Origin of the sequence: Swingsia samuiensis (assembly GCF_006542355.1) — a bacterium.
Taxonomy (GTDB): domain Bacteria; phylum Pseudomonadota; class Alphaproteobacteria; order Acetobacterales; family Acetobacteraceae; genus Gluconobacter; species Gluconobacter samuiensis.
On record NZ_CP038141.1, the window covers coordinates 362,913 to 381,699 of the forward strand.

The 18,787-nt window shown below is 46.2% G+C and carries 18 protein-coding genes; 9 read left to right on the plus strand and 9 right to left on the minus strand.

The genetic code is table 11. From position 1 onward, the window contains the following. Nucleotides 1-17: 17 nt before the first annotated feature. Both E3D00_RS01720 and E3D00_RS01725 read right to left on the minus strand, forming a co-directional pair. Nucleotides 18-557: a DUF805 domain-containing protein gene (locus E3D00_RS01720; RefSeq protein WP_181441978.1), complete on the minus strand. Its 540-nt coding sequence runs from the start codon at nt 555-557 to the stop codon at nt 18-20. A 95-nt stretch (nt 558-652) separates the two neighbouring features. Next, nucleotides 653-1,105, minus strand: coding sequence for a GatB/YqeY domain-containing protein (locus tag E3D00_RS01725; RefSeq protein ID WP_141459388.1), 453 nt, complete (start codon nt 1,103-1,105; stop codon nt 653-655). A gap of 224 nt (nt 1,106-1,329) precedes the next feature. Between E3D00_RS01725 and carA the strand changes: the two genes are divergently transcribed. Together carA and carB are read left to right on the plus strand one after the other, a co-directional pair. Next, complete coding sequence (carA, locus tag E3D00_RS01730; RefSeq protein WP_141459390.1) at nt 1,330-2,691, plus strand: glutamine-hydrolyzing carbamoyl-phosphate synthase small subunit; 1,362 nt, start codon at nt 1,330-1,332, stop codon at nt 2,689-2,691. Nucleotides 2,692-2,694: 3 nt separating this feature from the next. Continuing rightward, nucleotides 2,695-5,949, plus strand: a complete 3,255-nt coding sequence (gene carB / locus E3D00_RS01735) for a carbamoyl-phosphate synthase large subunit (RefSeq protein WP_141459392.1) — start codon at nt 2,695-2,697, stop codon at nt 5,947-5,949. Between the two features lie 57 nt (nt 5,950-6,006). Here carB and E3D00_RS01740 read toward each other — a convergent pair whose 3' ends face one another. Beyond that, complete coding sequence (locus tag E3D00_RS01740; protein WP_141459394.1) at nt 6,007-6,213, minus strand: helix-turn-helix domain-containing protein; 207 nt, start codon at nt 6,211-6,213, stop codon at nt 6,007-6,009. A gap of 208 nt (nt 6,214-6,421) precedes the next feature. On the opposite strand from E3D00_RS01740, the gene greA reads away from it, so the two are divergent. Then, on the plus strand, nt 6,422-6,895 hold the full coding sequence (gene greA, locus E3D00_RS01745) for a transcription elongation factor GreA (RefSeq protein ID WP_141459396.1): 474 nt from the start codon (nt 6,422-6,424) through the stop codon (nt 6,893-6,895). After that, nucleotides 6,895-8,124 (plus strand): threonine ammonia-lyase, encoded by a 1,230-nt coding sequence (locus E3D00_RS01750; RefSeq protein ID WP_141459398.1) that lies wholly within the window; start codon nt 6,895-6,897, stop codon nt 8,122-8,124. The genes greA and E3D00_RS01750 overlap by 1 nt, the downstream gene beginning before the upstream one ends. A 10-nt stretch (nt 8,125-8,134) precedes the next feature. Here the strand turns inward: E3D00_RS01750 and E3D00_RS01755 are convergent, their stop codons facing one another. Genes E3D00_RS01755 through msrB form a run of 3 tightly spaced genes read right to left on the minus strand, consistent with a single transcriptional unit; the run spans nt 8,135 to nt 9,460 of the window. Further along, complete coding sequence (locus tag E3D00_RS01755; RefSeq protein WP_141459400.1) at nt 8,135-8,422, minus strand: DUF1330 domain-containing protein; 288 nt, start codon at nt 8,420-8,422, stop codon at nt 8,135-8,137. Nucleotides 8,423-8,433: 11 nt separating this feature from the next. Further along, nucleotides 8,434-9,072, minus strand: a complete 639-nt coding sequence (gene upp, locus E3D00_RS01760) for a uracil phosphoribosyltransferase (protein WP_141459402.1) — start codon at nt 9,070-9,072, stop codon at nt 8,434-8,436. 7 nt (nt 9,073-9,079) lie between these two features. After that, nucleotides 9,080-9,460, minus strand: coding sequence for a peptide-methionine (R)-S-oxide reductase MsrB (gene msrB / locus E3D00_RS01765; protein ID WP_141459404.1), 381 nt, complete (start codon nt 9,458-9,460; stop codon nt 9,080-9,082). Nucleotides 9,461-9,732: 272 nt separating this feature from the next. On the opposite strand from msrB, the gene E3D00_RS01770 reads away from it, so the two are divergent. The 4 genes from E3D00_RS01770 to E3D00_RS01785 all read left to right on the plus strand — a co-directional run bounded on the left by E3D00_RS01770 (nt 9,733) and on the right by E3D00_RS01785 (nt 14,069). Further along, nucleotides 9,733-10,983 carry a murein hydrolase activator EnvC family protein gene (locus tag E3D00_RS01770; protein ID WP_246091462.1) on the plus strand — a complete coding sequence of 417 codons (1,251 nt, stop codon included), beginning with the start codon at nt 9,733-9,735 and terminating at the stop codon, nt 10,981-10,983. A gap of 131 nt (nt 10,984-11,114) precedes the next feature. Continuing rightward, complete coding sequence (locus tag E3D00_RS01775; protein ID WP_141459408.1) at nt 11,115-12,575, plus strand: S41 family peptidase; 1,461 nt, start codon at nt 11,115-11,117, stop codon at nt 12,573-12,575. Between the two features lie 25 nt (nt 12,576-12,600). Continuing rightward, on the plus strand, nt 12,601-13,527 hold the full coding sequence (locus E3D00_RS01780) for a divergent polysaccharide deacetylase family protein (protein ID WP_181441979.1): 927 nt from the start codon (nt 12,601-12,603) through the stop codon (nt 13,525-13,527). A 29-nt stretch (nt 13,528-13,556) separates the two neighbouring features. Continuing rightward, complete coding sequence (locus E3D00_RS01785) at nt 13,557-14,069, plus strand: RNA pyrophosphohydrolase (protein WP_141459412.1); 513 nt, start codon at nt 13,557-13,559, stop codon at nt 14,067-14,069. Here E3D00_RS01785 and E3D00_RS01790 read toward each other — a convergent pair. From E3D00_RS01790 to E3D00_RS01800, 3 genes are all read right to left on the minus strand, one after another. Next, nucleotides 14,027-15,781, minus strand: a complete 1,755-nt coding sequence (locus tag E3D00_RS01790; RefSeq protein ID WP_141462325.1) for an ABC transporter ATP-binding protein — start codon at nt 15,779-15,781, stop codon at nt 14,027-14,029. The two genes, E3D00_RS01785 and E3D00_RS01790, sit on opposite strands and share 43 nt — an antisense overlap. Nucleotides 15,782-15,842: 61 nt before the next feature. Further along, the gene (locus E3D00_RS01795; protein ID WP_141459414.1) at nt 15,843-17,039 is read right to left on the minus strand and encodes a CCA tRNA nucleotidyltransferase; all 1,197 of its coding nucleotides are present in this window, start codon (nt 17,037-17,039) and stop codon (nt 15,843-15,845) included. Further along, nucleotides 17,036-17,551: a DUF1285 domain-containing protein gene (locus E3D00_RS01800; RefSeq protein ID WP_246091505.1), complete on the minus strand. Its 516-nt coding sequence runs from the start codon at nt 17,549-17,551 to the stop codon at nt 17,036-17,038. Before E3D00_RS01800 ends, E3D00_RS01795 begins: the two co-directional genes overlap by 4 nt. A 167-nt stretch (nt 17,552-17,718) precedes the next feature. Here E3D00_RS01800 and E3D00_RS01805 point away from each other — a divergent pair, with 167 nt between their 5' ends. Beyond that, nucleotides 17,719-18,747, plus strand: coding sequence for an AAA family ATPase (locus E3D00_RS01805; protein ID WP_141459416.1), 1,029 nt, complete (start codon nt 17,719-17,721; stop codon nt 18,745-18,747). The last annotated feature ends 40 nt before the right edge of the window (nt 18,748-18,787 follow it).

Here is an 18,787-nt window from a genome sequence, read left to right on the forward strand (position 1 = left end):
TTAAGATAAAGCCTACATTATTTTATGTTATTTAACTGATTGGCTGGTGAACCCCATTTATTATCACGCGGCTCTGATTTTCGAGCCATTATCAAAGCCCATACAACTCCTGCAACATACATTAGAAGCTCACCTACCAATTGGATTACTACCGCAGACAAAGAGCCATCTAATTGTTCGTGCGTACCGTGCGCCGCAAGAACAACTCCCACAACCATTGCCAAGAAAGTTATAAAATTAACAAACATAAACGCCAGTAACCACCAGCCTGAGAAGCCGCAATCATGTAATCGCTTAATCGTCAAAGCAAAAGAAGGGAAACCTATAAGTATAGCACAAACCAATACTACCACCCCACCAATTAAAGGAATAGCATAGGAAGAGTTAGGTGCATCATGTAAAGAAGATAGAAGAAAAAAAAACCCTCCTATCATAGCCAACGGTAATATCAAGATATATTGATATAGAGCAAAAAGCCAGAATTCTGCGCGACTAGCTCGCCCTTTAAATTTAAAGGCATTTTTATACCCACTTTTCACAGCCTCTATAAAACCCATTTTACGCACTCCATTTAGCATCAAAAAAAATCGCCCTTCTCTAAAAAGAACGGGCGATTATTTACCATGCGAAATAGTATATAAATATTCCTAAATCAAGCAAGTTTAGCCTTAACCAAACTACTTGCCTTAGCTGGATCTAAATCTGTACCAAAGCGTTCTTTTAACTCCGCCATTATTTTACCCATGTCTTTCATACTTTCAGCCCCGACTTTGATAACAGCTTCATCTATAGCGGACTTCAAAGTATTCTCATCCAACTCGGGCGGCAGATAGGACTGAATAGTCGCAATCTCCCCCTCTTCTTTTTCCGCTAACTCAGGGCGATCACCTTTCCGATACAACTCTGCGGATTCTTTACGTGACTTAATCATTGAGCGAAGCGTTGAGATAATGTCCGCCTCACTCACTTCCCCTGTCTTTGCACGAGCTGCAACTTCAAGGTCTTTAAGCTTTGCCGTTATCCCACGGATCTGAGCTACTTTCTCAGATTGACCCGCCTTCATTGCAATTTTTAAATCATCCATAATCTTTGTACGAAGTGACATTTTTCTCGCTCCCATTCTTTTCGTCAGAGGTATAGTATGTATCTCTTTGCGCTACTTAACCAAACTGAATCATGCTTATTATAGATTACTTACCTAAATTGGGAAAATTTTTCCCACCTCAAAACAGGTCGTTGATCAAAATATTTTTCGGAAAAAACTTCCCAATCCATCCTTGATCGCCTACATTAAGCACCATACTGAACATTGGCCAAGGACCGGCAATTATGGATATTGACGGAATTATTGAAAAAGCCGGAGGAGCTGAAGAAATTGCAGCTCTAACCGGGGTGGGCTTAGAAGCCGTCCGAAAATGGCGACAATCCAAAGCGATTCCCACAAAACACTGGCCAGCTCTTCTCCATGTTCCCGGTATCACTGTTCAAGATCTTACTGATATTGAAACCTTGCAAGAAAGAGAGACAAATATGTCCACCCCTTGCCCTTCAGGCGCAACAGCTGCCCTTATTCTTGCAGATGGCACAGTCCTTTGGGGGCGAGGCTTTGGCGCCCATACAGAAGCAGCCATCGGGGAACTCTGTTTCTCTACAGGCATGACCGGATATCAGGAAACCCTTACAGACCCATCTTTCGCAGGCCAAATCGTAACGTTCACATTTCCCCATATTGGAAATGTAGGCACCAATGCAGATGATAATGAAGCCCCTCAGATGGCTGCATTAGGAGCCGTTGTTAAAGAAGATATTACAACCCCAGCCAACTGGCGCTCTCACGAGGCATTTAATACGTGGCTTGAACGCCATAACCGCACTGGTATTTGTGGTGTTGACACCCGCGCAATTACACGTTCACTCCGAGATAAAGGCCCACAAACAGGCCTTCTTACCTACCCTAAAAATGGCCAAATCGATATTGAGCCCCTTCTAAACCGTTGCCGTCAGTGGCCGGGTCTAGAAGGAATGGACCTCGCCAAAGAGGTTACGCGCCCCAAAAGAACATGGACCGAAGGCATTTGGCAAAACCCGCGCCCAGAACGCACCGAAAATCGCCGCCGTGTTGTCGCACTCGACTATGGCGCGAAAGATAATATTTTGCGCTGCCTTGTATCCGCCGGTTGTGATGTAGAGGTTCTTCCCGCCACATCTACAGGCGAAGAAATCCTTGCTCTCAAACCTGAAGGCGTCTTTCTCTCTAATGGCCCGGGCGACCCTGCAGCAACGGCTGTCTATGCTGTACCTGCAATCCAAAAAGTTCTTGATGCGAACGTTCCTGTTTTTGGAATATGCCTTGGACACCAGCTTCTTGCCCAAGCTCTTGGTGGCAAAACCTATAAGCTTGAAAAAGGTCATCGTGGAGCGAACCAGCCCGTAAAAGACCTGACCACAGGCCGAGTTGAAATCACAAGCCAAAACCACGGCTTTGCCGTTGACGAGAAATCTTTACCCTCAGATGTAAAAGTTACGCATATCAGCCTTTTTGATGGGTCCAACGAAGGAATTGCTTCCACCACGAAAGAAGCTTTCTCTGTTCAATATCACCCAGAGGCCAGCCCCGGCCCTTCAGATAGCTTTTATCTTTTTGAACGCTTTGTCGCGATCATGGATCGCCGCGCTAACGCAGGAGCTTGAACCATGCCAAAACGGACAGATATCAAATCTATTCTGATTATTGGGGCCGGCCCCATCGTCATTGGTCAAGCCAGTGAGTTTGACTACTCTGGCGCTCAAGCCTGTAAAGCCCTAAAAGAAGAGGGCTACCGCGTCATCCTGATCAACTCCAACCCCGCCACGATCATGACAGATCCGGGGTTAGCCGATGCTACCTACATTGAGCCTATTACCCCTGAATTTGTTGAACACATCATCCTACGTGAAAAACCAGATGCCGTTCTCCCAACAATGGGTGGTCAAACAGCTCTTAATGCCGCTATGGCATTGGATAAGTCAGGCTTTCTCAAAAAGCACAATGTAGAGCTGATCGGTGCAGATGCCGAAGTCATTGATCGCGCTGAAGATCGCCAGAAGTTCCGGGAAGCGATGGATGAAATTGGAATTGAAAGCCCCAAAAGCACCATTGCCCATACTTTAGAAGAAGCCCGCGCCGCACTTGAGGACGTCGGCCTTCCTGCAATTATCCGCCCCTCCTTCACCATGGGCGGTGCAGGTGGTGGTATCGCCTATAACCGAGAAGAATTCGATCAAATCGTTGCAGGCGGTCTAGATGCCTCCCCAACAACAGAAGTTCTCATCGAAGAATCTGTTCTCGGCTGGAAAGAGTACGAGATGGAAGTTGTCCGCGATAAGGCGGATAACTGCATCATCATCTGCTCTATTGAAAATATTGATCCAATGGGCGTGCATACAGGGGACTCAATCACTGTAGCTCCCGCCCTTACGTTGACGGATAAAGAATATCAACGCATGCGTGATGCCTCCATCGCATGCCTACGAAAGATTGGTGTTGAAACAGGCGGATCAAACGTTCAGTTCGGTGTAAATCCAGAAAACGGCCGTATGGTCGTGATCGAAATGAATCCACGCGTTTCGCGCTCTTCAGCTTTAGCTTCCAAAGCGACAGGTTTCCCGATTGCCAAAATCGCTGCGAAACTCGCTGTTGGCTATACGCTGGATGAGTTGAAAAACGATATTACGCGTACAACTCCAGCAAGCTTTGAACCAACCATCGACTATGTCGTAGCCAAAATCCCACGCTTTACGTTCGAAAAGTTCCCCGGTTCTCCTGCCCTTCTCTCAACATCCATGAAGTCTGTTGGAGAAGCGATGTCCGTTGGGCGCTCTTTTGCCGAAGCGATCCAAAAAGGCCTACGCTCCATGGAAACGGGCCTAACAGGACTAGACCCTGTTGAAGCCCCAGGCGATGGCTCAAAAGACGCCTATCTGGCCGCGTTAGCTGAACCACGCCCCGAGCGTATCCTTATGGCTGCTCAAGCTCTCCGTGCAGGTTTAAGCGTGGAAGAGATCCATGAAGCCTGCAAATTTGAGCCTTGGTTCCTCCGACAACTCGAAGATATCATTGCCTCCGAGCGTGAAATTGAGAAAAACGGCCTTCCACAAGACGCTTACAACCTGCGCCGCCTGAAAGCTCAAGGCTTTTCAGATGCACAATTAGCGCGTCTATCGGGACAAACCATCAAAGACGTTGTTAAACTCAGAGAAAAATTAGAAGTTTTCCCTGCTTATCGCCGCATTGATACATGTGCTGCTGAGTTCGCATCTGATACTCCTTATCTGTACTCTTCTTATGAAGGTGGTTTTGGAATACCTGAATGCGAAAGCCGGCCTACAAATAAAGATAAAATTGTTATTTTAGGAGGTGGGCCTAATCGTATCGGTCAAGGCATTGAGTTTGACTATTGCTGTGTTCACGCAGCTTATGCACTGCGTGAAGCTGGGTTTGAAACGATTATGGTCAACTGTAACCCAGAAACTGTTTCAACGGATTACGATACGTCCGATCGTCTTTATTTCGAGCCTTTAACGGCTGAAGACGTTATTGCACTTATCAAAACCGAAGCAGAAAGCGGAAAGGTTCTGGGGTGCATCGTCCAATATGGTGGACAAACCCCTCTTAAACTCTCTCGCGCTTTAGAAGAAGCGGGCATCCCTCTTCTAGGCACTCCGGCTGATGCGATTGATCGTGCAGAAGACCGTGAACGCTTCCAAGCCATGTTGCGTAAGCTAGGGTTAAGGCAGCCTAAAAATGGTATCGCACGCAATGCTGCTGAGGCTGAAAAAATTGCTGAAGAAGTCGGCTATCCTGTGGTCGCACGCCCATCCTACGTTTTGGGTGGCCGCGCTATGGAAATCGTTTACGACACGGCCGGCTTAAAGCGCTACCTTAATGAAGTGTTGCATGCCGCTGGACCGGAAGTATCAACTGGCCCTGTTCTGCTAGATCATTATTTGAATGATGCTATCGAAGCCGATGTCGACTGCATCTCGGATGGCAAAAACGTCTATGTTGCAGGCGTTATGGAACATATTGAAGAAGCAGGTATCCACTCTGGAGATTCTGCGTGTTCTCTGCCACCTTATACCCTTTCCCCAGCATTAGTGACAGAGCTACGCTCCCAAACTGAAGCCATGGCGCGTGAGTTGGGTATTCGTGGTTTAATGAACGTTCAATATGCAATCAAGAATGACGAAGTTTTTGTTCTTGAAGTTAATCCACGCGCATCGAGAACAGTCCCTTTTGTTGCTAAAGCAACAGGCATTCCGGTTGCAAAGATTGGCGCTCGTATCATGGCGGGGGCTTTATTATCCGACTGCCAGCTTGATGGAGAAGCCGTAGCACCACACGTCGCGGTTAAAGAGGCAGTATTCCCGTTCCACCGCTTCGCTAATGCAGATACAATCTTGGGGCCAGAAATGCGCTCCACTGGTGAGGTGATGGGACTAGACGCCGACTTTGAGCGTGCTTTTGCCAAATCTCAACTTGCTGCGGGCGTAAAGCTTCCTCTTGAAGGAACTGTTTTCTTATCCGTAAGAGACAGCGACAAAAAGCACGTTCAGCAAATTGCCCGTAAGCTGGTTTCCATGGGCTTTACCATTCTCGCTACAAACGGTACTGCCGCACGCCTTGAGGAAGCTAATATTCCAGTCAAACGTGTGAACAAGGTGATGCAAGGCCGACCCAATTGCGTCGATGCTATCCGCTCAGGCGATGTCCAGATGGTCATCAATACGTCTCAAGGAGGACAAGCCGCCCGTGACAGTTACGATATTCGTCGTAGCGCATTAACGATGGGGATCCCTCACTACACGACCATTGCAGGCGCTCGAGCTGCTACATATGCAATCGCTGTCTTGAAGGAAGACAACTTAGGAGTTGCCCCACTACAATCTTACTTCAAAGGCACTTTCTAAAAGTAAGCCCTTACTTATTCTCTGCCGATTTCAAATCAATCGGTAGAGAATAAACAATTATTCATCAGAAAAATAAAGTATATCTCCCGGTTGGCAGTTTAAAACACGGCATAAAGCCTCTAATGTTGAAAACCGGATTGCTTTAGCTTTTCCAGTCTTCAATATGGAAAGATTAGACAGAGTTAAACCAACCTGATCGGAAAGCTCTGTCAAAGACAGTCCTTTTTCTTTCAGAACTGCATCTAGCATAACCTTGATTGGCACCAGATACTTACCCCTTACGACTATACTTTAATCTTCAGCCTTGAGAGTCTTACCATCATTCTGTAAATGAAACCTTACTCGATTAAATCACTTTTGTATTTGCTGAATTACAATAAAAATTCGTCTAAACCTTGCAGAATTTTTACAAAAACCGTATATTGACTACACTGATTATCAGATTTTATTATGCTTTTTCGAGGATTTCAAAGTGCAGAAGATCCCCATGACCGCCAAGGGGCAACAGCGTCTTGAAGACGAATTACGCCGCCTCAAGAGCGAAGATCGTCCCGCTGTTATTCGTGCAATAGCAGAAGCTCGTGCTCACGGGGACTTGTCTGAAAATGCTGAATACCATGCTGCTCGTGATCGTCAGTCTTTCATTGAAGGCCGCGTTCTTGAACTTGAAAGCATCATTTCAAGCGCTGAAGTTATTGACCCTTCAACACTTTCAGGCACAAGCGTTAAGTTTGGCGCTCATGTTGAGCTCGTTGACGAAGAAACTGAAAAAGAAAACACGTATCAAATTGTTGGGGTCCATGAAGCGGATATCAAGCTTGGCCTGATTTCCATTTCTTCCCCATTAGCGAAAGCTCTTATTGGAAAAAATGTAGGAGATACGGTCTCTGTTCCTGCTCCAGGTGGAGATCGATCTTACGAAATTCTTAAAGTCACTTATCGCTAATGTCTGCTAAGCTGCCCCACTCGACACCGGTCGTTACTCTGGAAGAAATCAAAACGGCACATGCACGTATTTCTTCATCCGTAGTACGAACACCCACGATAGCCAGCTCTGCTCTTTCCCGCATAGCTGGAGCAGATATTGTTCTGAAACTTGAAAACCTTCAAGCAATTGGATCCTTCAAGGAGCGTGGGGCAGCAAACAAAATTGCCCTTCTTACAGCAGAAGAACGTGCAAGAGGCGTCATTACCGTTTCAGCGGGAAATCACGCGCAAGGTGTTGCCCGGCAAGCGAGCTTACTTGGCATTAATGCAAAAATTGTTATGCCAAGCTTTACTCCGGCTACGAAAGTTGCCGCAACTGAAGCGTGGGGAGCCACCGTTGTTTTAGCTGGAGAAGATTTTGCTTCAGCGGCTGCACGCGCCTCTGAGATTCAGGCCGAAGAAGGTCGTATCCTAGTTCACCCTTTTGATGACCCTGCGGTCATTGCAGGCCAAGGAACAGCTGCGTTAGAACTGCTTGAAGATGCTCCAGATATTGACACGATCGTTATCCCCATCGGAGGCGGCGGTTTATTAAGTGGTTTTGCGACGGTTCTCTCTGAACTTCGACCCGATATTGAAATCATTGGTGTTCAGATTGAATCTTATGCGTCTTTAGCCAATTTTCCGAACAAAAATGACACCCCAACCTTAGGTGGCTCGACCATTGCGGAAGGGATTGCAGTTCCGAGAGTTGGTTCTCACTGCTTTACAGCATTTAAAGATCATCTTTCTAAAGTTCTCGTCGTTAATGAACTTCAAGTTGAAAGTGCCATTACCACCTTGGCGGAGAAAGCAAAGCAAGTCTGTGAAGGAGCAGGCGCCACAGGCCTAGCCGCGGTTCTTGCATACCCTGAGCTTTTTAAAGGAAAGAAAGTCGCCCTGCCCATTTCAGGCGGCAACATTAATGCTCGTATTCTAGCCAATACGATTTTACGATCATTACTCAGAGATGGACGTATCTTACGTCTTATCTTTCAAATTCCAGACCGTCCTGGAACACTTGCAGATATTTCCACTCGCATTGGTCATTACGGTGGAAATATTATTGAAGTCTACCACCACCGCCTATTTGCGGCTCCTTCTGTTCAAACCGCAGAACTTGTTGTCATGATCGAAGCGCGTGACACACAACATGCCAAAAAAATTGAAACAGACTTGGCCCGTCATTATATCGTTCGAAGGGATTGAGCGTAAACGCTCATACCCCCTCGACAAGAACAACATCAAAAGAAGCAGCCTTCCAACGGTGTTTTACGACGTTCTGATAGGCAGAACCATGGTACCATGCCCGTGCATCATCCATTGTTGGAAATTCAAGAACGACAACACCTTCCGTTTCTTTCCCTTCCAAATTCTCGTGCTTTCCATATAGGGAAAGAACCTTTGCAGACGTGCCCTGTAAAGTTTGAGCAACGTTATCAGTATAATGTTTAAACTCAACCGGATCTGTTACTTCATTCTGCCTAAATATAATATAAGCTGACATAGCTTCTTCCTTTATCGAGTACCAAATAAACGATCGCCTGCGTCGCCCAAACCTGGGACGATATAGCCATGAGCATCCAATTTTTGATCAATGCTACATGTTACAATCTGAACATCAGGATGATGTTTCTGTAAATATGCTATCCCCTCTGGGACCGATAATAAACATGCAAATATAGGCTTATGTGCCCCCGCCTCCTTTATTCTTGTTATTGCTGCGGAAGCAGAGTGACCTGTCGCTAACATAGGGTCCAAAACAATGCATGTTCGCCCTGGGACATCTCTTGGCATATTAAAGTAGTATTCACTCACCTCTAACGTCTCATGGTCTCGTCGTAGCCCAATATGCCCGACGCGCGCAGAAGGGATAAGATCCAGCATCCCATCCAACAGACCATTGCCCGCCCTTAGGATAGAAACAAAACACAACTTTTTGCCATCAAGTTGCTCCCCCTGATATGCACCACTGGGTGTTTCAATCTTATAAGGAACCAAAGACAACGTACGCGTTGCCTCATATGCAAGCAAAAGACTCAGCTCTCGTGTCAGACGACGAAAATCTGCTGTTGAGGTATTCCGATCTCGCAAATAGGTCAGTTTATGTCTTACTAAAGGATGATCCAGCACAATCGGCGAAATCGTCTGTGTCATAATATTTTTAACCCTCTTTGGCCGGTTTAAAATTCAGAGCCAAACCATTCATGCAATACCGCAAACCTGTTGGCGGCGGCCCATCAGGAAAAACATGGCCTAAATGCCCATGACATTGGGCGCAATGCACTTCTGTACGAACCATCCCAAACCGAGAATCTTCCGTTGTTTCAACAGAGTGATCTAAAATATCAAAAAAAGAGGGCCAGCCACTTCCGCTTTCATATTTGGTTTCCGACGAAAATAAATCCCGCCCGCATGCCGCACAGGCATATATTCCTGCACGCTTTTCATCATTAAGAGGGCTTGATCCCGGTCTTTCTGTCCCATGCTCAAGTAAAATCTGCTTTTGTTCAGGCGTTAAATGAGCACCACACCCGCCAGACATGATGTATCCTCCACACTTTCATCTTTTCTGCTCCTCACTACATGGGAACTCTGAGCAATTTTGTCAGGTCAGTATGACGTCTTTCACCCTAGTTCATCCTATAAAATTGTTCTTTTTTTTAATAAATTGAATTTACAATAAAACCTGAAAAGACATTCCCTGTTTTGAGATTACATCTTTTATGAGACTTGATTTGAGCCCCCGTTCCTCTCAACACCTGCTTTGATAGGCGTTTTCTGACCTTGAAGACCACCTTCTCCTTGCCCGTATATGTGATACTTTCGCTATTAACGCCTATACATGCATTGGCTCAGTCATCTCACAAACACCATCACCGCCATTCACAATCAGGGTCTTCACTCAGTGAAGGTCAAAAGGCACTGGCGCAAGCACAAGCAGCACGAAAAGCATTACAAGCAAAACAGGCTCAAGCAGCACGAGATCTTCTTTTACAACAAGCGGCTGCACAAGCCGCCCAACGCGAAGCACAAAAAGATAAAATCCGCCAGAATGTGCTGACCCATCAATCCAATTCAGCTGAAAATGCCGTCATTTCCACCCGCGCTCATATTGCTCATCTATCAAACGAAATTCATTCCCTTCTCTATAAAAAAACGCTTGTTGAAAAAAATATTACTCAACAAAATGCAGCAATTCAGCCTCTTTTACCCATCGCTGTTCGGCTTTCCATCGCCCCGAATGCTGCTTTATTAGCAACGCCTGGAAACATTAAAAATAATGTGACAGCACTTTCTGTTCTCGCCGGATTTTCACGTCTAACCCGACAGAAAATTAATCAACTTCAAGATAATGAAACTGAATTACAATCCATTGGGAATTCGCTTGATGCTCGCCAAAAAGAGCTGGATACGCTTTTAAAAACCCAGTCACATAAACGCGACGTCATTACTGCGAAAGCTCAGATTGCTACTCAAACAGAAAATAAGGCTCGCCAAACAGCACTGCAAGCGCAACACTCCGTAGCCCTCGCTATGAAAGCATCCGCTGATCTTTCAAATGAAATTGATGCACTCGCACGGCAAGAAGCTCAAGCGAAAGCTGCATTAGAGGCTGAAGCACGCACCCTCGCCAAACGCCACCAGATGGAACAAGCCCATAAAGCGCAGGCACAAGCACAAGCACTCTCTGCCGGTAATGGTGTTTCTTCAGGAAATGGTCATGCCCCTGTTGCAGGTAGAATCGCAGTTCGATGGGGGGAGAACACAGAAGCGGGCCCATCCACCGGCATCACATACGCCACATCCTCTGCAATGCTCGTGCAAGCGCCATGTAGCGGACGAATCGTCTTCTCTGGCCCCTTTCGTTCATTTGGGGAAATGTTGATTCTCGACTGCGGTCAAAACTATCGTTTTGTTTTATCCGGATTAGGGAGTTTAAATGTTTCTATAGGCCAAAACGTTAAGAAAGCCGCCTCTCTTGGCTCTATGCCTGCAACAGACGGACTGCTTTTTGTACAATTACGACATGGCACAAAAATAGTTAGCCCAGCTCCCTTTTTGTGAAGCTATTTTCTGATGCTATAGGACATAGTAGAAGAATTTGATTAACCTTTCAGCAACCTGTTTTGTGCTTAATCACAAAATGTGAGACGCTGATATTTTGCATATGCCCCGTTCCCAAGGATGGAGATCACATGAAGTTCCGTACTGGCTTATTGCTAGGCACTGCCTTTCTTGCTGGATTAGCTGTTGGACCGGGCGCTTTGCGTCTCGTTGGGTCTCTTCCTAGCTTCCCCAGTGAAGCTCTCGCTCGTGATGTCTCTCACGATAACAGCGCCGAAACCGTTCGTCTTCTGACCTTACTGGGTACAGTGATGGACGTTGTAAAAGCAGAATATGTCCACCCAGTTTCTGATAAAGAGCTTATTAATAACGCTCTGGATGGTATGGTCGGAAACCTTGATCCACATTCATCCTATATGACAGCCGAACAATTTAAGGACATGCAAACCGAAATTTCTGGGAAATTTGGTGGGTTAGGCCTTCAGGTTCAGGGTGAGTCTGGGCACGTTCGTGTTGTATCCCCTATCGATGGCACACCAGCAGCACGCGCAGGCATTCAACCTGGTGATTTCATCACAATGGTTGATCACAAAAGTATTGATGGTCTGTCCCTTGACCAAGCCGTCAAGAAAATGCGTGGAGACCCAGGAACAAAAATCAGCCTCACAGTTATTCGCCCGAAGACAGGTAAAACACTTACTTTCGACATGAAACGTGAAATTATTCATGTTCAAATCGTCAAATCTGCTCTTTATGGTAGTACGGCTTATATTCGTCTGACAGAATTTGATGACGATCTGGAAAGCACAATGCGTACAGCTTTTGAAAAGCTCAAAGCAGAAGCGGCTCATAGTCCAGCGCATAAACTCACAGGCCTTATTCTTGATTTACGCTCCAATCCCGGTGGTAAACTTGACCAAGCAATTTCTATCTCTGATGACTTTATAAAAGACGGAGAAATTGTTTCTATCCGAGGACGTCACCCAGAAAATAACCAACGATGGGATGCACGCGGAACAGATATCACCAACGGCCTCCCTATCGTCGTCTTAACAAATGGTGGGTCAGCCTCTGCAAGTGAAATTGTTTCTGGCGCATTGAAAGATCATCACCGGGCTATAATCCTTGGAGAAAAAACCTTTGGGAAAGGATCTGTTCAAACACTTATTCCTATTGGAGACCAAGGAGCCGTTCGCTTAACAACAGCACGTTACTATACACCATCTGGCCGTTCTATTCAGGGTTTAGGCATTACACCTGATATCCCCGTATCAGAAACAAAGGATGACGATACATTTGGCTTCCGTGAAGCTGATCTTTCTCATATCCTAACCAATATTGGCGGAAACCGTACAGTAGAAAAGCCTCGTACTGATCTACCTCCTATCGCTCAAAGTATTCCAAAAGCACCTCCGGCGGATTGGCCTAAGTTTGACCCAACCAAACCATCAACAGACTTCCAGCTTCAACAAGCTATGAAAGTTGTGAATGCAATGGCAGGCATCTCCAACCCTCCAGCTGCAACAACTCAAGCAACAGAAGTCAAAAAAACATCTACAAATAGCAAAAACCCTGTTCCGCACACTCATTAAACGAACATCAAAGGCTTCCCAGACCATGGTGAAAAAACTTGTTTTTAAACCTGCTTGTATGGTCTGGGAGCACCTTCCTTTTCCAGGGCGAGCCCTTCTAATATTCTGGGCCTGTGCTCTTGTGGGCTTAAGCCTCTTATTCGCCACAAGCCCCCATATACCCACACATCGCAATAATTTAATTACGACGATTAAACATCAACCTTCTCTTCTGTCTCAAATTCCACATAAAGAGATAATAAAGCCTCCTTCTTCTCCTACGCTCGCTGAAATTCAAAAATCCAACAAAACCCCTCTTGCAATCGTGTTGGAAGGCTTTGGTTTTTCTGAAGCATTAAGCCAAGACGTTCTCTCAGAAGTGCCTACTCCTGTTGCGGTAAACGTTTCACCTTATATCGATAATATTCACGATGTTATCGCTCAAGCACAAGCAGCGAATAGGGAAATATATATCACGCTGCCTCTTCAAAATTCTTCTCCAGAATACGACAACAAACAGCCGCATATGCTTGGGTATGGCAACACCCCGAAAGATGATCTGCATGAGTTAGCTTGGTGCTTATCCCAAGCACGGGGCGCATCTGGCCTAACGGATGCTTACGGTACAAAAGATGAGCAATCTCGCGGCGGGTATGCAACCACACCTGATTTTTTACCTATCGCAAAAATAATAGAAGAACATAAGCTTCTCTATTTGAGTAGTTCACCCAATACAATCAGCCACATTAAAGGAATGACTGTTTCACAATGGATGGACGGGGACACAGACCCAGCAACGCTTGATCAAGATTTTTCCCAGCTCAGTTCTTTGTCCACCCCAACCCCATATAAGCTGCTTATGATTAGCCCCCTAACTCCATTAGCATTAGAAAAACTCAAAATCTGGCTAAATAGCCCAGAAGCAAAAAAATTTACTCTCGTGCCACCATCCACTCTTGCAGAAATCAAGTAATATATACTCTCTAATTATTGAGGATATTTATGAATAATCCACAAAGCCTTCCTTACCGCCCCAATGTCGGAATTGCTCTTTTCAACCCTCAGGGTTTACTCTTTGTCGCTCAAAGGGCAGATCTTCCCGGGGAGATTTGGCAATGCCCCCAAGGTGGAATAGATGAACAAGAAGATCCATTAAAAGCAGCTCAAAGAGAGCTCTATGAAGAGACAGGCTGTAAACAAGCCACTCTTCTTGGTGAGAAAAAAGACTGGGTTTCTTATGATCTGCCCCCTGCATTGATTGGTCGCGCTTTAGGTGGGAAATACCGAGGTCAAACCCAAAAATGGTATGTTTTCGGATTTGACGGTCATGATCATGATATTCGTTTAGACTTACACACACCCCCTGAATTTAGCGCGTGGGAATGGGTTCCCCCTCAGGAGCTTTTACAACGCAATCTTGGTTTTAAAAGAGAGCTCTATGAAAAGCTCCTTCCAGAATTAGAACATATTTATCAAGCAGCCTCTAAGGATTGGATCCGTACCAAACGCGCATAAAGCCCATCTTTACGTATCAATTCTGCATGGGGGCCTATTTCAACAATACGCCCCTCTTCCATAACAGCTATAATATCCGCTGTTTGAACTGTCGCTAAGCGATGGGCAACGATAATAGTCGTGCGTCCTGCTCTTAAAGTTGTAAGAGCTTTCTGCACAGTTGCTTCACTTTGTGAATCAAGAGCACTTGTTGCTTCGTCTAAAAGCAATACACGCGGATCTCGCAATAATGCTCGTGCGAGGGCAACACGTTGTCTCTGCCCGCCAGATAGACGCCGACCACCTGGACCAACTCTCGTTTCTAATCCATTCGGTAGATTATCAATAAAGTCTACCGCAGCCATGCGGCATGCCTCTTCAACTTCCTCTCGGCTTGCTGCCGGCCGCCCAATCCAAACATTCTCTATCAAAGAAAGATCAAAAAGCGTCGTATCCTGACTGACGTAAGCAATCGCATCTCTTAAAGAAGATAATCGCGCATCTCGAATATCCATTCCTTCTAACAAGATACGTCCATTACTAACGTCATGTAGGCGTGGAATAAGAGACAATGCTGTTGATTTTCCTGCACCGCTAGGCCCTACTAATGCAACCGTTTGTCCCGGTTGAACATCCAGAGTTAAGTTTGCAAGCCCTACTCTGCCATCTTCATACCGATATGCAACATCCTCAAAAACAAGGTGGCCTTTTCCAGAAGGAAGTTCTGTGGCTTTATCACGTTCAAGAACAGCCGGGGGCTCATCAATCACAGCAAACACACGTGCTAAGCCTGCCAAACCTTCTTGCATCGCTGTATTTAAGGATCCTAAAGCACGGATAGGCCGTGCAGCAGTTAATAGCGCTGTGATAAAAGCGGTGAAGTCCCCCAATGTCGCACCGCCCATCGCCGCACGCCATCCAGCAAATCCTAAAACAGCCGCGACAGCCGTCCCCCCCAGCACTTCAAGAACAGGGTCGACACGCGCTCTCCCCTTTGCAATCCGCAAAAAGGCAGCATGTAAAAGGCTGAGAGAATGATCAACGCGTTGGTTTTCGCGGTCTTCCATCCGATAAATACGAACTTGGCGCGCAAGAGCAAAACTCTCATTTAATAACGCAGATGTTTCTCCTATCTGCTCTTGCATACCACCTGACGCACGCCGAACTTTTTTGCCCAACTTCTGGATAGGGACCGCGGCAACAGGATACAATACAAGAGCAATCAGGCTTAGCTCCCAATCGGCCCAAAACATAGCAGCAACAAGTCCTACAACCGTCACCACATCGCCCAGCGCATTCACGACCCTAATCATGGCTTCACGTATGGAAATGGCATCCGTTGTAAACCGAGCAGCCCACTGAGCAGGTGCCTCGCGCTCAATGCAAGACACATCCGTTTGCAGTGCATGCTGAAACATTTTTGATTGCAAACCACGAATAACCGTCAAAACCAAATTCTGAACGGCAATCGTTTGCCCATATTGGGACGCAGCCTTTAAGCTCGTGACGATAACAACGAGAATTGGCACTTGGTATAAGATACGTGGATCTTGAGCTGAGAACATATCAACAGCCCTTTTAATCACGACTGGGTATAAGGCTGTTAGCCCTGCCATCACTATTGTAAGAGCAATAACCAGAAGAATTTGGCTCACATGCTTGCGCATTTCCTCGTGCCAAATCCGTCGCACTAAAACCTTACTATCAATATCAAGGGCTATTTTTTTTTTCATACAGACGGGTGTAGCAGGCATTGCCCCCAGCACGAAATGATCCATCCCCCTTTTTTACAAATTAATTTTGTAGAGGATGGTTTTTTAAATACGTTAAACACTCGTCTTTATTCGGAACACACCCCTGTGCCATCCACCATTCCTGCCCTTTTTGTAACCACATACCGATGAAACGCCCTGCAGGAATACCAGCATCTTGTGCATCTTTTCCACTTAATGGAAAAACAGGTTGCTCCAGACCAGACAGAGCTTCACGAAAAACAGACCATTGCTGATCTGGATGGCCCTGCCGTTGCGCCTGCGTTAACCAACTTTTATCTAAGATAGATTGTAAAGCGAATTTAAAGCGTAAACGTCTCATCTCATGATCAGACATATTCAGCTCTAACACAGGGTCCTCCCCGCGCATCATCGTAAGGCGTTTTTTATCAGCATTCGACAACTTTAACTGCACGCCCACATCTAAATTATCAGGGTAAAGCGCCGCCAGTCGCAAAATAGAATCTACAGGGGCATCACAGTTAAGCAAACGCTCCAACGAAACAAGATCAGGCCTTTTTAAAAGATGCGGCAATAAACCGCACTTGTCCATTGGCCGTAATGTTTCCATAACTCTTGGCCCAGCGAGGATTTTTAAAAGTTCAGACGCAATACGCTCTGCCGAAAGACCATCCATCCAATTTAAATGATCCTGAATGGCCTGATACGCCTCCCGATCGGGTGCTCCTTCTCCATAGCGCGCATAAAAGCGAAAAAACCGTAAAGCACGCAGAGCGTCTTCCTCAATCCGCTTTTCTGCTGTTCCGACAAAGCGAACATGCCCTGCTTCCAGATCTTCCTGGCCATGAAAATAATCATATAAAACCCCGTTCTGATCTAAAGACATGGCATTGATGGTAAAATCTCTTCGCGCCGCGTCCTCTTTCCAGTCCGAGGTCCATGCAACAACAGCATGACGACCATCGGTTTCTTCATCACGCCGCAATGTCGTTATTTCATATGGCTCACGATTAATGATTGCGGTAATCGTCCCATGGGAAATACCGGTTGGAATATTCGTAATCCCAGCAGCCTCTAAAAGCTCCTGAACACGCTCCGGTGGTTCTGGTGTAGCTAAATCGAGATCATTAATTTTTCGGCCGCACAACAAGTCCCGAACGGACCCTCCCACGAGGCGAGCCGTAGGCAAGACCGTCCATAAACGAGCCAACCCTTCTGATTTTTCGATATTTTTTAAAAGAGTATTTTGTAGAATCATGTTTGCCTAGATAAGGGAAAGAAACGATCTTGGCTCCATACACCCAGACAAGGCACACCATTGACGTGTCCAGAAACAGCCAATGCCGCGAGCTCAAAAAGCACAGATCGGCTTATTCGTGCGTAAATTGGGAAGTTACCATCCCCGTTCCGTAAATGGACATAGGGGATAGCCCCATGCCCTTCAGTGGGTTTGTCCCAATCACATACAATCGGGTGCTGAGGGCCAACGCAAATAATCTCATCCATATTTGTACGGAAACATAGAGCTTGATTACGGCCGCAAGTTCCTTTGAATGAAAGTTCCACCGCGATGAACGGAACATCTTCTACTTGTATCTTTCCGTACTCCGTTGGTGTTTTTAACCAATATTCCCCATCACAATCACGTGTAAGCATGGATGAGAAAAAACAAAGCATTGCTTTACGCTTTATGGGTGAGCCACGATAAAGCCATGTTCCATCCCTACGGATCAAAAAAGGAAACTGAGGAGACTGAGAAACTGATGTCACATCAGGATTGGCGCGTTCTGCCGTCGAGAAAACATCTGGTTGGGTAATCTCCCTACAGTCTTGGATGTTCAATTTTCCCTCCGGCTTTAATGACAAATTTCTCTTCTCCTACCCAATTGGGTACAAACAAGCTTTGATAAAAGCCCCACTTCTGTCAGATTGTTGATATGAGCGAACAGTATTACTCCCCCGATATCTCCCATAACACTCAAAACGAAGCCACAGATGTCGCTGCGGCTGATCGTTTAACCTCACTTCTTCAACAAGTCCGAGGTGCGATTGGTAACATCGTTTTGGGGCAAGAGCATGTCATTGATCATGTTCTAGTAACTATTTTATCAGGAGGGCACGCTCTCCTTCTTGGCGCACCGGGGCTTGGAAAAACCCTTCTGGTCAATACGACATCCCATGTTATGGGGCTCGCCTCTACACGGATTCAGTTTACACCAGACCTCATGCCATCCGATATTACTGGAGCCGAAATTCTGGATCAGGATGAAAGTGGAAGACGCGCTTTTCGTTTTCTTCCCGGCCCGATCTTTGGCCAGCTTGTCCTTGCAGATGAAATTAACCGCGCCAGTCCAAGAACTCAATCTGCTCTCCTCCAAGCAATGGCCGAGCATCATGTTACGCAGGGAGGGAAAAATTATGCTCTTCCCTCTCCTTTCCATGTGCTCGCGACACAAAACCCCATTGAGCAAGAAGGAACTTATCCTCTTCCTGAAGCACAGCTCGACCGTTTTATGCTGCGCATTCCATTGGATTTTCCTCCAAAAGATGCAGAACGCCAAATGTTGCTTCAAACCACAGGCGCTACACTTATCCAGCCTCCTGTTCTCATGAGCCCAGAAACAATCATAGAAGCTCAGCAGCTTGTCCGGCGCCTTCCGATAGGAGAGCAAGTTGTGACAGCCATTCTAGATCTTACACGCGCCTTACGCCCAGAAGATCCAACAGCTTCTCAAGAAGTGCGCGACGCTGTTACGTATGGCCCTGGCCCACGTGCTGCACAAGCCTTCATGATTGCTACCCGGGCACGCGCCCTTCTTACAGGGCGTCTTGCTCCAAGTTTGGATGATGTCATCGCTTTAGCGGAACCCATTTTAGCTCACCGCATTGGGTTGGGCTTTGGGGCTCGGACATCAGGCCTCAGAAGTGAGGCTTTAATTCGCAAACAGGCTCAAACCATCCTTTAGATTAAAAACTGTGAAAAACCCTTCTAGAACGTTTCGTAAT

Coding starts and splice junctions, on each gene's coding strand:
- carA (WP_141459390.1), top strand. CDS start 1,330: ATGGATATTGACGGAATTATTGAAAAAGCCGGAGGAGCTGAAGAAATT.
- E3D00_RS01805 (WP_141459416.1), top strand. CDS start 17,719: ATGAGCGAACAGTATTACTCCCCCGATATCTCCCATAACACTCAAAAC.
- E3D00_RS01775 (WP_141459408.1), top strand. CDS start 11,115: ATGAAGTTCCGTACTGGCTTATTGCTAGGCACTGCCTTTCTTGCTGGA.
- E3D00_RS01780 (WP_181441979.1), top strand. CDS start 12,601: ATGGTGAAAAAACTTGTTTTTAAACCTGCTTGTATGGTCTGGGAGCAC.
- E3D00_RS01725 (WP_141459388.1), bottom strand. CDS start 1,105: ATGTCACTTCGTACAAAGATTATGGATGATTTAAAAATTGCAATGAAG.
- E3D00_RS01785 (WP_141459412.1), top strand. CDS start 13,557: ATGAATAATCCACAAAGCCTTCCTTACCGCCCCAATGTCGGAATTGCT.
- E3D00_RS01790 (WP_141462325.1), bottom strand. CDS start 15,781: ATGAAAAAAAAAATAGCCCTTGATATTGATAGTAAGGTTTTAGTGCGA.
- E3D00_RS01720 (WP_181441978.1), bottom strand. CDS start 557: ATGGGTTTTATAGAGGCTGTGAAAAGTGGGTATAAAAATGCCTTTAAA.
- msrB (WP_141459404.1), bottom strand. CDS start 9,460: ATGTCTGGCGGGTGTGGTGCTCATTTAACGCCTGAACAAAAGCAGATT.
- upp (WP_141459402.1), bottom strand. CDS start 9,072: ATGACACAGACGATTTCGCCGATTGTGCTGGATCATCCTTTAGTAAGA.
- E3D00_RS01755 (WP_141459400.1), bottom strand. CDS start 8,422: ATGTCAGCTTATATTATATTTAGGCAGAATGAAGTAACAGATCCGGTT.
- E3D00_RS01795 (WP_141459414.1), bottom strand. CDS start 17,039: ATGATTCTACAAAATACTCTTTTAAAAAATATCGAAAAATCAGAAGGG.
- carB (WP_141459392.1), top strand. CDS start 2,695: ATGCCAAAACGGACAGATATCAAATCTATTCTGATTATTGGGGCCGGC.
- E3D00_RS01750 (WP_141459398.1), top strand. CDS start 6,895: ATGTCTGCTAAGCTGCCCCACTCGACACCGGTCGTTACTCTGGAAGAA.